Source organism: Pseudomonas sp. NPDC087029 (assembly GCF_044745345.1).
Lineage (GTDB): Bacteria > Pseudomonadota > Gammaproteobacteria > Pseudomonadales > Pseudomonadaceae > Aquipseudomonas > Aquipseudomonas faucium.
In genome coordinates, this window is sequence record NZ_JBIVAB010000007.1 from 75,708 (window position 1) to 88,958 (window position 13,251).

Sequence of the window (13,251 nt, forward strand, 5' to 3'; positions counted from 1 at the left end):
AATATCGATTTTTAATGGATGGTCAGAATGTGGAGTCTGATCGCTAAAGTCTTTTTAGTGGCAGTGATGCAAGTGTTGCGGTGTGATATTGTTTTATAAAATAAAAGTAAATTAAGAGGCGTGTGCGTATGAAGTTGTCAATTGAGGAATTGGAATTTGCAGAGAAGCTCCTAGTCGAGGCTGGGCCTTCCGCAATGTATGATTACTTGTCAGCGAAAGGCGATAAGTATGCGGTCCTGGCAAATGGCGTTGCTCGTGGGGATTCCATTGCGGGGGTGGTTGCAATTAATTACATGAAGTCTGTCGCCGCGGAATCTGGAATTGTCATGGGGGATGAGCACGTTAATGATATTCGTTTCAAGATGGCCGGTGGTTACGTGTCGGAGTTGAAGGCCAATCTAGTGGAAGGCTTTGTCGAGTTGCCATTGCCGCAAGCAAATATAGCTGAGTTTCACGGGGAAATATTTGAAGAAAACGGTTATCCTGTGTCGTCATGGACGCTGTATACAGTGTTTATGAGTATGTCGGAAGAAAGTAGGGGTATTTATTGGGGGCATGTTTTATCTGCTGCCGGTGATCCACTGAAAGAATCCGAACTAGCATTGCGTACTCACGTTATGATGGGGCAAGCCTTAGTCATGGGAACCCCCGACGTCCGCGAAGCTGCTCGTAGCTGGATAGGCCATGTAGAGGCGCCTTCCGGGTGGTTTGATATTGTTTCCACTGGCTTAAATAGTTTCTTCAAGTTGACCCCTTATGAGGAGTCCTTGGTGCCAAGTCAGGAGTATTTACCAAGTTCCCCGATACAGATCGAAATCACCCCAACCACTGAATCCGGCCGCGATCTGCAAGGTCAGGATGACATCCGCAGTGACGTTTCTGCCGGCTTCGTCAATCGCCGCCTGACCCACAGCATCGCCTTCACAGACAAAACGCTCGACAATACTGACTTTACCTCCGCCCAAATGGGCAGTATGGCCACTGGTGGCATCCGCCCTGGCGAGCTTCAGCTGGACCCAAATGTTCGACCAAACCAGCACTTGGCCCAGTTCTATTTGGAAAGCAGCGACCAGCCGGATTTCAGCTTGCGCAACGCTGTGGTGCTAAATGGCTTGGCAGCGATGACCACTGTCAACACTTTCGTCGATCCGTTGCTGTTTGATCTTGGCGACCAAGGGGTGGGCATGACCGGCATCGAGGACGCTGTACTGTTCGATGTCGACAACAGTGGCCAACTGCGGCGTACAGGCTGGGCCGATCGGCAGACCGGCATGTTGGTACACGACGATGGGAGCGGGCAGGTCGCGAGTATCCGCCAGCTGTTTTCCGAATACTACGGTGGCCAGCCAGGCAGCAACGGCGCCCCCGGCGAGGCGCCGTTCAAGGATGGTTTTGCTGCGCTGGCCAGTGTCGATGCCAATGGCGATGGCGCGATCACGCCAGACGATGCACTTTGGGAGCATCTGAAACTCTGGGTCGATGGCAATCACGACGGCCGTGTCGATGCTGGCGAACTAAAGACGCTGGCGGAACATGGCGTCACGCAAATCGATGTAGCCCAGGTCCAGCCAGTGGGTGAGGTACGTCAAGGCAACGAGGTAATCGCTCGCGGTACCTTTATGGCCAATGGTGTGAGCCGTGAAGTGCTAGCGGTGAAATTTCTTGCCGACACCGTGGGTAATCTCGTCGAGCAGCAGGAGGCCGCAACGCTGCTGACCTCCACGAGCAGGGGCACCTCGCGGCGCTCGTACATCAGTAACAGCACCGTGGGTGTTGAGCTCGACGCCGCTACGCTCAGCGTGGACACCCTGCAGGGTGGTGCAGGCGATGATGTGCTCAGGGCCGCGCCAGGTGGTAGCTGGCTGGTCGGCGGTGGCGGCAGCAACACGTACGTAGGGGGCGAGGGTGATGATGTGATGGTCATCAGCGCCTGCGACAGTGTAGCGAACCTGCGTGGCAATGGAGGGCGCGACACGGCATTGATCGTGGGCGAGCATGGTGTGGCCCTGAACATGGCCGAGGCAGGGCTGACCATTGCCCAGGGCGGTCGTGGCAAGGACGTGCTTGCCAGTGGTGGGCAGCACGGGGTGTTCATCAAGGGTGGTTCGGGTGACAGCCTGCTGATTGGTGGAGGTGGCAATGATGTACTGGTTGGCGGTACGGGCCGCAACACCATTATCGGTGGTACCGGCAAAGCGGTGATTTATGCCGGCCCCCGTGGTGATCGCATTCAAGCCTCTGAAGGTGGCAGCATCATCCACGCGGGGGGAGGAAATGATCTGATCACAGGTGGGGCGGCGGATGATGTCATCGAGGCCGGGCGCGGCAATGCCACCATCGATGGTGCGGGTGGGGTCAATCTGGTCAGCTTGCATGGCAACCACGATGAGTACCTCATTACCCGAACCGCGACTGGCCATCAGGTAACCGACCGGCAAGCCGGGCGCGATGGCAGCCTCACCCTGAGCAACATCCAAAAACTCAACTTCGCCGACATTGCGGCAGTGGACTTGCTGGCACCCGGCGCATTGCCGATAAGCGACACGTTGGCTCAGGCGCAATTAGCGGCCTTTGCCACTACACCGACCAGCTTGGTGATTCCCGCCGCGTCGCTACTGGCCAACGACCTACCCCTCGACAGCAGTGGCCCGCTGCGAATCGCCTCGGTCAGCGATGGCAAGGGGGCGACCGTAATTTTGAATGCGCAGGGCGATGTCGAAGTCACGCCGTTGCCAGGGCACGATACTGATGTCACGTTCCGCTATGAGCTGGTCGATGCTGCCGGTAACCCATCCGTGGCCGTGACGGAAGTCGCCAGCGGTGCATCGGCACCATTAAGGGCCACGGTCACCTTGCGCCATGAGCAGTCGCCCGCTGATCCGTTGGCCTCGCGCCAGTGGTACCTCAACGAAATCGATGTCCAGCCAGTCTGGCATGACTTCACGGGCAAGGGGGTGAGAATCGGCCAGTTCGAACCGGGCGGCGAGTTCGCCGTAGCGCCGGAGGTATTCGATATAGAACACCCAGACCTCAAGATCAATGTCGACCCTATCTGGCTGCATACCCAGCGCAGCAATGGCACCTTGCCTGTGCTGGACTCCAACCATGCGACTCAGGTAGCGGGCGTGATGGTGGGAGCGCGTAATGATGAAGGGGGTATCGGAATTGCCTATGACGCGAAGATCGGCGGGCACTACCTGGCAAACAAGGGTGATGATTTGACAGGCCTGGGGCAGATGGTCAACTACGACATTGCCAACAATAGCTGGGGTTTCAAAACCGATTTCGCGATTGGGAACGTGCCTGAAGGCAAGATCGACACGTCGTTGGCGCTGGCCTTCAGTGCGTCGCTTGCGGCCACCAATGGTCGAGGCGGGCTGGGTACCATCATCGTTGCGTCGGGCGGTAACCAGCGCGAACTGGGCGGCAGCGCGCAAGGTTCGCTGATCAATAACAGCCGTCACGCTATCGAAGTGGCTGCCGTCAACGCAAAGGCGGACCTCTCGGTGCTACAGGTTGCCAGCGCGCCATTTTCCAACCCAGGCTCCAGCCTGCTGATTGCTGCGCCAGGTAGTCATGTCATGTCCAGCGGCGTCAGCCTGGAGGCCGAGCGCGGTGCGATGGTCGGTAGCGCCTATGGCACCACCCAGGGCACCAGCTTCGCAGCGCCGATCGTTTCCGGTGTAGTGGCGCTGATGCTCCAGGCCAACCGCGGGCTTGGTTACCGAGATGTTCAGCAGATCCTGGCGCTTTCGGCGCGCAAGGTCGATGACGCATCCACGGTCTGGACGTACAACGCTGGGCGCAACTGGAATGGCGGTGGCATGCGCGCTAGCCACGACTACGGGTTCGGGATGATCGATGCGCGTGCGGCGGTGCGTCTTGCCGAATCGTGGGGGGGCCAGGCAAGCAAGGCAAACGAGCAACTACTGGCTACCGACAGCGATACCCTTGCACACGTCGTCGCCCCAGGCCAAGTCAGTACATCCGCCTTGACTCTGCCGGACGGAGTGCTGATAGAACATGTCGAGGTCGATATTCACGCGCAGGTCGGCCGGCTGGGAGACCTGACACTGACGCTGGTGTCCCCCGAGGGCACTCGAAGCATACTGTTGGACCGTGCTGGCAAGGCACCGGGTTCTGGCCCTGACGACTTGGGTAATCCACGTTCCGGAGAATTCAAATACGGGTTCATGTCGACTCATCACCGCGCGGAACGCTCGACCGGTGAATGGCGACTGGAAGTCAGCAATGCCGGCGATGGCTTGCCACTGACGCTCGATCGCTGGTCATTGTGTGTCATAGGAAGCCCAAGCAGCGAAAACGATGTGTATTTCTATACGGATGATTACGCCAACGCAGTGGCCCAGCAGGCCGCCCGCGCCATGCTGGATGACGCAGTCAACGGGACTGCAGGCGGGCGCAATACACTAAATGCGGCAGCCGTCAGCCAAGGTGTTTCGGTCGACCTGGGAAGTGGTAGCGCGAGTATTGCCGGCGCCGCGCTGAACATCGCGCCAGGCGCCGTGCACAATCTCATCAGTGGCGATGGAGACGACACCCTCATTGCCGGGGAGGTCGGTGCATTGCTCGATGGCGGCCGTGGTTACAACCTGCTCAGGGGAGGCGCCGGGACAGATCGCTATGTCATTCACAAGCGAGCCAGTGGCCGAGATGTGCTCGAGCAATTTGAGCACGCCCGTGAAACCATCGACCTGATAGGGTTTGGTGGCAAGACCTTCGCAGATTTGCAACTGCAGCAGGAAGGGGCAACTGCGATTATAGACCTTGGAGACGGGCAATCATTGAGCTTGGCAGGCTTGGCGACTACCCAGTTGCAACCTGGCAACTTCCGCTTCCTGGACACTGTGATCGCCGCGCCTGGTTATTTCGATGGCAGCCCTGAAGGTCAGTCAGTGGAGCCTGCCAATGCCACAGTATTGCTCGAAGGAGGTGCAGGTGGCGTGTCATTCACATCGGACGCCTCGGGGCAGTTCGTAGCATCGTTGACGGGCAAGATCTACGGCCCTGCAAGCGTTGCTCCTAGTGTTTTCGTCATCGCGAAGCAGGAAGGTGTGGAGGATTACAAGAACACCTTGCGTGGGTTCCGGCACGGCATCGACAAGATTGACCTGAGCCAGACGGGTATTAGCCGGTACGAGGATTTGCAGATCGCCAAGGACGAGTTCTTCGTGTTCAATGGTTTTGCCCAAATACATGGTGTGACGGTGGCGGGGCAGGGCAGCACCGTCAAGCTGCTGTATCTGGATTCGCTGGAGGTCGCGCAGGTCACGGCCGACGACTTCATCTTCGCCCCACCTGCAGCGGCAGAGGCATTACCCATGGCATTTTCAGCGATACCAAACATCGCCAGTCTTGTGGACGCCATGGCGGCCTTCGCGCCTGAGGCGGCCGGCTCGGCGCTGATTGCCGAGGCCCCCGTTCAGCGCTGGGAGTCAACTGTTGCCGTTGCAGCATGATCATCTATCGGTGAGATTCGGTACCGGCGTTATCCAGAGTTTGAAGATGATCACGCCGGTGCCGACCTGTGCAAAATGTTCAGCAGATAACGGCAGGGCTGTGTCCCTTGAGCCTGATAGCTGACTGGCCTGTCCACTGCGAAATCAAGCTGGTCACCGGCCTCCATCACGTGCTGGTCCTCTCCATAGGTCACCCCTAGAGTGCCCGTCACCACCCACAATCGCTGCCGATAAGGTTGCGAGTGCCAGCAGGGGTAGTCGATGCGTTGCCCAGGCGGCAAGTCGATTTCCACCAGTTCGCTGCCACTGGCCGGGTCCAGTTCCGCCACTTGTCGACGCACATAGCCGCTGGCTGGATCTCGCCAGGTGTCCTGCTCGGCCCTGCGGCGCAATGCCGATGCCCCCACCCCCTTGTCCTCGGCCAGCAACTGGCTCAAGGAAACCCCCAACCCCGACGCCAACCGCCCCAGCACCGCTGCGGTGGGGCTGCTGTCCTGGCGTTCGATCTTGGAAATCATCGCCTTGCTCACCCCGGAGCGTTCGGCCAGTTGCGCCAGGCTGAGGCGCTGCTGGCCGCGCAGGTGGGCGAGGCGTTGGGCAATGGCTTGGTCGAGTGGGGTCATGGGTATTCACGGGCCTGGATGCGCAATGGCCCACAGCTTACTCAGAAATCGACGCTGGCGCTGAGCAACAGCGTGCGCGGCGCGCCTTGGGAGAACGCGCCGTAGGAGGCGACACCCGACCAGTACTGGCTATCGAACAGGTTCTGCACGGTGGCGCGAAAGGTGGTCGGGTGCTCGCCGATGCGGGTGCTGTAGCGTGCGCCGAGATCGGTGCGCGTCCAGCGCTCGAGTTGCTGGGTGTTGCCCTGGTCGACGTACTGCTCGCCGGTATGGATGAGCCCGCCGGTCAAGGTCAGGCCTTCGACCCAGGGCGTATCCCATTCGGCCCAGAGGTTGGCCTGCAGGTTCGGCACGCCCACCGCCTTGTTGCCCTGGTTGGCCGCCACCCGGGTCTTGCGCAGGCGGGCATCGAGCAAGGTCACGCCGCCGAGCAGGCGGATGCCGGGCGCCACTTCGCCCAGCAGGTTCAGTTCTGCGCCGCGGTTGCGCTGTTCACCCTGCACCGAGAAGCGGCCGTCGGCCAGCTCGCCCGAGGGCTTGGTGATCTGGAACAGGGCCAGGGTCGCCATGGCGGTGCCGTAGTCGATCTTCACGCCGACTTCGTGCTGGCGGGAAACGTAGGGCGCGAACACTTCGCCCGAGTTGCTCGCGGTGCTGGGCGCCACGTCGCCTTTGCTCAGGCCTTCGAGGTAGTTGTAGTAGAGCGAGAGGTTGTCCAGGGGCTTGACCAGCACCCCGAACAGCGGGGTGCTGCGGCGTTGGTCGTAGCGGCTGGCGACGCTGCCGTTGGCGGTGTAGTTGCGCGACTCGATGCGCTGCTGGCGCACACCTGCGGTGACCTGCAGGCGCTGCTCGAACAGAGACACGGTGTCGACCAGGGCGAGGCTGCTGAGCTCGCTGGCGGACACCTTGGCGGTGTCGGGGCGGGCGATGGCAGGCTTGGGGCGCTCGACCGGGTGGTAGATGTTGGACAGTATCGGCGCGCCGGAAAGGATGCCGCGCTTGAGCTCGTCACGGTAGCGGCTGGCCTGCAAGGCCATGCTGTGCGCCAGGGGCCCGGTGTCGAAGCGCAGGCGCGCGCCGCCATCGAGCGTGTAGCGCTGCACATCGAACCGGTAATAGCCGGGGATGGAGGCGGTGTTGCCGGCGCTGTCGATCAGCGTCGGGGTCTGGTCGGAAAGCCTGCTCACCCGGGACTTGCCGCCGCCTGCGTGGGCAAACAGGGTCAAGGCATCGCTGGCATCGTACTCGCCGCTGAACAGCAGCGAGCGGTCATCGGTGGTCGAGGTGCCCCAGGCCTGGCTGACATTGGTGCGGCCATTGGCGGCAGGCGGAATTGGCACGCCCTGGGCAATCAGGAACGGTCGCGAGGCGGCATCCAGGGTTTCGCGCTGGTCGATCAGGTCAAGGCTGGTGCGCAGGCGCTCGCCGCGGTAATCCAGCGACAGCGCGCCGATGCCGACCTTGCGCGACTGCGCGTCGATGGCCGTGTCGCCTTGCTGCAGGCTGCCGTTGAAGCGCACGCCAAAGCGCCGCTGCTCGCCGAAGCGGCGGCTGATGTCCAGGTGGTTGCCCAGCTGCGTGTCGAGGGCAAGGCTTGCGGTGTAACGGGTCAGGTCGTCGGCCAGCGAACGCTTGGGCACCACGTTGATCACGCCGCCCACGGTGCTGTTGGGCGACATGCCGTAGAGCAGGGTGCCCGGGCCCTTGATGACCTCGATGCGCTCGGCGTAGTCGGTGAACACCCGGTAGTTCGACGCCACGCCATACACGCCATCGAAGGCCAGCTCGCCCAGGTTGCCCTCGCCAACCGGGAAGCCACGGATGAAGAACGAATCGACGATGCCGCCCGCCTGCCCGGTGGCGCGCACCGAGGCGTCGCGCTCGAGCAGGTCGGCGACGGTGGTGGCCTGCTGGTCGCGGATCAGCGTGGCGGTGTAGTTGCTGATGCTCAGCGGGGTGTCCAGCACATCGCGGTTGCCCAGCAGGCCAAGGCGCCCGCCGAGCGCCGCCTGGCCGCCCGGGTAGGCGGGCGCCAGGCCGTCTTCCAGGCCAGCGGGGGCCAGGCCGTTGACGGCGGTGTCGGAGAGGGTGACCTGGCGCAGTGCCAGGGTGTAGCTGCCGTCGTCGCGCAGCAGCATCTGCAGGTTGCTACCGGCCAACAGGCGCGTCGCGGCTTGCTGGGCCGTGCAGGTAGCGACCAGGCCGGGGCTTGCCAGCCCTTCGGTCAGCGCCGGCTGGAACGACAGGGCAATGCCGGCGTCCACGGCAAAGCGCGACAAGGTGGCGCCCAGCGGGCCTGGCGCGATGTTGTACCGGCGGGCCTCGACGCTGTTCAGCTGCGCTGCGGGTTCGGCCAGGGCCTGCGGGCATGCCGGCGCCCCTAGCGCCAGGCTCAGCAACGCACTGCGGATCACCGGTTTGAGTGGCGGGGCCGGACGCAGGGTGCGCGCGAGGAGCATGGATACGGGGCCTCATGGGTGACGATGGGAAAGGGCTTTGCCCATTAGCCAGCCGAGCGCGGAAAAAGTATCAGCGCCGGGCCGAATTTTTTCTCAGCCGGGGGCCAGGGTCACCCAAAGCCCGCCCAGGTGCGCGGCCACCTGGATGCCGTAGGTGTTGGCCAGCATGTTCAGCGTGCGCGGGGTGTCGCTGATCGGGTAGGCGCCGGAAACCTGCAGGTTGGCGATGGCCGGGTCGCAGCGGACCACGCCGCGGCGGTAGCGCGCCAGTTCCGCGGCGAAGTCGGCCAGGCGCATCCTGTCGGCCATCAGCATGCCTTGGGCCCAGGCGCTGACATGCGCGTCGGTGGCAGCCACAGGGCCGAAGGCCTGGGCCGAGAAGGCCGTGCGCTGGCCGGCCTTGACCAGCCGTGGCGGGGCTTGGCGATTGCCTGCCAGCACCACGCTCACCGCCCCGTCGAGCACCGCCAGCTGGGTACGCTGCTGTAGCTCGCGCACGGTAAAGCGCGTGCCCAGGGCCTGCATGCTGCCGTGGGCGCTGGCCACCAGAAACGGCCGCGCCTGCGCTGCCGGGTCGGCGGCGGTCTGCACCAGGATCTCGCCGGCGCGCAGGCGCACCAGCCGCTGGTTGGCATCGAACAGCACGTCGATGGCGCTATCGGTATTGAGGGTGACGTGCGAGCCATCGGCCAGGGTCAGCTCGCGGCGCTCGCCGACCGCGCTGTGGTAGTCGGCCGTCCAAGCCTGCCGGCGGCTCAGCTGCCAGCCACCCCAGCCGGCCGGCAACACGGCCAGCAGCGCCGCCAGCTTGAGAATCGCGGCGCGCCGCTGCGGGCTGCGCGGGCGGTCGAGCACGCTCAGTGCCAGCGCCTGCGGCAGGCCGCCCATGCGGCTTTGCAGCAACTGCGCGCGGGCCCAGGCGGCGCTGCGCTCGGGGCTGCTGGCCTGCCAGCGCTGCCATTCGGCCTGCGCGCAGGCATCGAGCTCGCCCTCGCTCCAGCGCACCAGCCATTCGGCGGCTTCTTCCAGGGCCTTGGGGTCGAGCACGGCGCGGCTGCCTGGCAAGGCCATTCACTCCACCAGCAACAGGCATTGCACGAACGCCTGCTTCATGTAGCGCTTCACCGTGATCAGCGAGACGCCCAGCTGTTCGGCGATGTCGTGGTACTTCAGGCCGCCGATCTGCGACAGCAGGAAGGCGCGTTTGACCAGCGGCGGCAGCGCATCGAGCATGTGGTCGATCTGGTGCAGGGTTTCCAGTACCACGTAGCGCAATTCAGGGGAGGGCACTTGCTGCGGTGGCAAGCTGCTCAGCGCCTCCAGGTAGGCGCGTTCCAGCGCCTTGCGCTGGTACCAGTTGACGAGGATGCCCTTGGCCACGCAGCTGAGGTAGGCCCGTGGCTGCTCGATGCAGGTGACGCGCGAGGCGAGCACGCGGGTGAAGGTGTCGTGGGTGAGGTCCGCGGCATCCATGGCATTGCCCAGTTTTTTCTTCAGCGTCTCGAACAGCCAGCCATGGTGGCCGCTGTACAGCGCTTCGATGGCGCGCAGGTGGGCGTGAGGGTCGGCGGGAAGGGGTTCGCGCATGGCTGCCGCTTTGTTGTAATTGAGAATTATTGGCAATGGTAGAGGTATCGCGTTTGCCCGGCAAGGGTGGGGGTGGCGACCCTGCGAATAAAATTTCTGCGCCGGGGTGATACTTTTTCCGCGCCTGGCTGGCAATGGGAGTGATTAGCATTTTCCCTTGCCGAAAAGGACCCCCACGCCATGCCCGTTGTCCACCGTCCCCTTGCCAGGAGTGCTTCGCTCACCCTGCGCACGTCCATGCTGAATTTCGTCTTGCTCGCAGGCAGCGCCAGTGCCTGGGCCGCAGAGAGCCCGCAGGCGCTGGTGCTCGACACCACCAACGTCGACGCCACGGCCATCGCACCAACGTTGCCCGAGGCCTTGCCCGGCGGCCAGGTGGCCCGTGGCGCGCGCCTCGGGATGCTGGGCAACAAGGACGTGATGGACACCCCCTTCAGCGTCACCAGCTACACCGCCAAGACCCTCGCCGACCTGCAGACGGTGACGGTCGCCGATGCCCTGGAGCGCGACCCCTCGGTGCGCTCCACCGGGCAGGCCGGCGGTATCGTCGACTCGTTCTTCATTCGCGGCTTCCCGGTCGGCGAGGGCAACCTTGGCGAGCTGGCCTTCGATGGCGTGTACGGCGTGGCGCCCAACTACCGGGTGTTCACCGAGTACGCCGAGCGGGTCGAGGTGCTCAAAGGCCCCGGTGCGCTGATGTACGGCATTTCGCCGAACAGCGGGGTAGGCGGGGTGATCAATATCGTGCCCAAACGCGCGCTGGACGAAGACCTGACCCGCTTCACCGCCTCCTACGCCATGGACTCCCAGGTCGGCGGGCACCTGGATGTCAGCCGCCGCTTTGGTGACGAAAACCAGTTCGGCGTGCGCTTCAACGGCAACCTGCAAGGCGGCGACACCGCCGTCGACGACCAGCACCGCGACCTTGGCATCGGCGCCATCGCCCTGGACTACCGCGGCGAGCGGCTGCGCCTGAACCTTGACTTCATCAGCCAGAAGGAAAGCTTCGAAGGCGCCTCGCGGCCCTTCACCATCGCCCCGGGCGTGGAGGTGCCGTCAGCGCCGAACGGCCGCACCAACCTGCCCCAGGATTGGGGCTGGTCCGACACCAAGGAGCAGTCGGCGCTGCTGGGCGGTGAGTACGACCTGAGCGATTCGCTCACCCTGTTCGCCCATGCCGGCGGCGGCAAGTCGGACGTCAAGCGCATGTCCGACCAGGTGCCGAGAATCCTCAACGAGGCGGGCGATACCAGCAACATTCCTGGCTACTACAAGTTCAACGTCGACCGCTCCACGGCCGACATCGGCCTGCGCGGGGTGTTCAGCACCGGGCCGATCAGCCACACCACCACGGTGATGGCGACCACCTACCAGGATGAGCTGTCGCGCGGGATCAACAACGGCAGCGAGATCCGCTCGAACATCTACCACCCGGTGGAGGTGCCCAAGCAATACATCAACGCACCCAAGGTGCTGCGCGTTTCCGAATCGCAGCTGTCCGGCGTGGCGCTGACCGACACCTTGTCGATGCTCGACGACCGCTTCCAGCTGACCCTCGGGGTGCGCCGGCAGGACATCGAATCGCGCAACTACAGCGCCACAGGTGCGGTGAGCTCGAAGTACGACGACAGCGCGACCACCCCGCTGGTCGGCGTGGTGGTCAAGCCCTGGGACAACGTGGCGCTCTACTACAACTACGTCGAGGGGCTGAGCAAAGGCGATATCGCCCCCGGCACTGCGGCCAACGCCGGTGAGACCTTCGCCCCTTACGAATCGAAACAGCACGAGGTCGGCGTGAAGTATGAGCTAGGCACGTTCATGACCACCCTGGCGCTTTTCCAGATCGAAAAGCCCAGTGGCGAAATCGGCGCGGGCAATGTGTTCTCGGTGCAGGCCGAGCAGCGCAACCGCGGCATCGAATGGAGCGTGTTCGGCGAAGTGGCGCCCGGCACGCGCCTGATGGGCGGGGTGACGCTGCTCGATGGCGAGCTGACCAAATCGGCCACCGCCGCCAACCGTGGCAACAAGCCGGTGGGCGTGCCTGACGTGCAGGCCAACCTGTGGGCCGAATGGGATACCCCCTGGCTCGAAGGCTTCACCTTGACCGGCGGCGCCATCTACACCGACCGCCAGTACGTCAACCAGGCCAATACCCAGCAGCTGGACGCCTGGACCCGGTTCGATGCCGGCGCCCGTTACGCGACGAAGATCGATGGCCGCCCGACCACCTTCCGGGCCACCGTGCAGAATGTCTTCGACCGCGAGTACTGGTCTGGCGTGGCGTCCTACGGCGCCTTCTCCCCAGGCTACCCGCGTACCCTGCAGCTTTCGGCCACGGTCGATTTCTAACAGCCCCCCAAAAATCATTGTGGGAGCCGGCTTGCCGGCGATGAGGCCAGTGCAGACAACCTCATCTGCCTGCCAGGCCCTATCGCCGGCAAGCCGGCTCCCACAAAGAGGCTGTGCCCCACAGGACTTCTCAGCCCGTTCACTATCTGATACAAAACGTATCTCATAGTGATCGACCTGAGTATCCGCCATGCGCCTCATCCATTGCAGCGAAGAACGCCACGCCGAGGCCATTCTCGCCATCTTCAACCACGCCATCCTCAACTCCACTGCTTTGTACGACTACAAGCCGCGCGAACCCGCGTCGATGGTCGAGTGGTTCGCTGCCAAGCGCCGCAACGGCTTGCCGGTGATCGGTTTCGAAGACGCGCAGGGCACCTTGCTGGGCTTCGCCAGCTACGGCCCGTTCCGCGACCGCCCGGCCAACAAGTACAGCGTCGAGCACTCGGTCTACGTGCACCACGCGTGCCGTGGCATGGGCCTGGGCAAGCGCCTGCTCGGCGAACTGATCGAGATCGCGACCCAGCGCGAGGTGCATGTGATGGTCGGCGGTATCGATGTGGCCAACCAGGCCTCCATTGCCCTGCATGAAGGCCTGGGCTTCGAACCGGCAGGCGTTATCCGCGAGGCGGCATACAAGTTCGGCCAGTGGCTGGACCTGGCGTTCTACCAGAAGATCCTGCCCACCCCGCTTGAGCCCAACGAAGGCTGACTGCCCCGCGAAGCGGCCGATACTGGAAAAATGCGCTA

Annotated in this window: 7 protein-coding genes; 3 read left to right on the plus strand and 4 right to left on the minus strand. The window is 63.3% G+C overall.

Features of this window, described 5'->3' with window-relative positions; all coding sequences use genetic code 11:
* Positions 1-128 precede the first annotated feature (128 nt).
* Positions 129-5,480: a S8 family serine peptidase gene (locus ACIPG5_RS13965; RefSeq protein ID WP_401375692.1), complete on the plus strand. Its 5,352-nt coding sequence runs from the start codon at positions 129-131 to the stop codon at positions 5,478-5,480.
* Between the two features lie 50 nt (positions 5,481-5,530).
* Here ACIPG5_RS13965 and ACIPG5_RS13970 read toward each other — a convergent pair whose 3' ends face one another.
* The 4 genes from ACIPG5_RS13970 to ACIPG5_RS13985 all read right to left on the minus strand — a co-directional run bounded on the left by ACIPG5_RS13970 (position 5,531) and on the right by ACIPG5_RS13985 (position 10,152).
* Entirely contained in the window at positions 5,531-6,103 is a 573-nt protein-coding gene (locus ACIPG5_RS13970; protein ID WP_401375695.1) for a helix-turn-helix domain-containing protein, read from the minus strand.
* Between the two features lie 41 nt (positions 6,104-6,144).
* Positions 6,145-8,565, minus strand: a complete 2,421-nt coding sequence (locus ACIPG5_RS13975) for a TonB-dependent siderophore receptor (protein WP_401375698.1) — start codon at positions 8,563-8,565, stop codon at positions 6,145-6,147.
* Between the two features lie 93 nt (positions 8,566-8,658).
* Complete coding sequence (locus ACIPG5_RS13980; protein WP_401375701.1) at positions 8,659-9,636, minus strand: FecR domain-containing protein; 978 nt, start codon at positions 9,634-9,636, stop codon at positions 8,659-8,661.
* The gene (locus ACIPG5_RS13985; protein WP_401375704.1) at positions 9,637-10,152 is read right to left on the minus strand and encodes a sigma-70 family RNA polymerase sigma factor; all 516 of its coding nucleotides are present in this window, start codon (positions 10,150-10,152) and stop codon (positions 9,637-9,639) included. It lies immediately after the preceding gene.
* Positions 10,153-10,389: 237 nt separating this feature from the next.
* On the opposite strand from ACIPG5_RS13985, the gene ACIPG5_RS13990 reads away from it, so the two are divergent.
* Both ACIPG5_RS13990 and ACIPG5_RS13995 read left to right on the plus strand, forming a co-directional pair.
* Positions 10,390-12,501 carry a TonB-dependent receptor gene (locus tag ACIPG5_RS13990; RefSeq protein ID WP_401375936.1) on the plus strand — a complete coding sequence of 704 codons (2,112 nt, stop codon included), beginning with the start codon at positions 10,390-10,392 and terminating at the stop codon, positions 12,499-12,501.
* 190 nt (positions 12,502-12,691) lie between these two features.
* On the plus strand, positions 12,692-13,213 hold the full coding sequence (locus tag ACIPG5_RS13995) for a GNAT family N-acetyltransferase (protein WP_401375706.1): 522 nt from the start codon (positions 12,692-12,694) through the stop codon (positions 13,211-13,213).
* Positions 13,214-13,251 lie beyond the last annotated feature (38 nt).

Excerpts from the sequence above, each read along its gene's own strand:
- ACIPG5_RS13975 (WP_401375698.1), bottom strand. The coding sequence starts at position 8,565 with ATGCTCCTCGCGCGCACCCTGCGTCCGGCCCCGCCACTCAAACCGGTG.
- ACIPG5_RS13970 (WP_401375695.1), bottom strand. The coding sequence starts at position 6,103 with ATGACCCCACTCGACCAAGCCATTGCCCAACGCCTCGCCCACCTGCGC.
- ACIPG5_RS13985 (WP_401375704.1), bottom strand. The coding sequence starts at position 10,152 with ATGCGCGAACCCCTTCCCGCCGACCCTCACGCCCACCTGCGCGCCATC.
- ACIPG5_RS13980 (WP_401375701.1), bottom strand. The coding sequence starts at position 9,636 with ATGGCCTTGCCAGGCAGCCGCGCCGTGCTCGACCCCAAGGCCCTGGAA.
- ACIPG5_RS13995 (WP_401375706.1), top strand. The coding sequence starts at position 12,692 with ATGCGCCTCATCCATTGCAGCGAAGAACGCCACGCCGAGGCCATTCTC.
- ACIPG5_RS13965 (WP_401375692.1), top strand. The coding sequence starts at position 129 with ATGAAGTTGTCAATTGAGGAATTGGAATTTGCAGAGAAGCTCCTAGTC.
- ACIPG5_RS13990 (WP_401375936.1), top strand. The coding sequence starts at position 10,390 with ATGCTGAATTTCGTCTTGCTCGCAGGCAGCGCCAGTGCCTGGGCCGCA.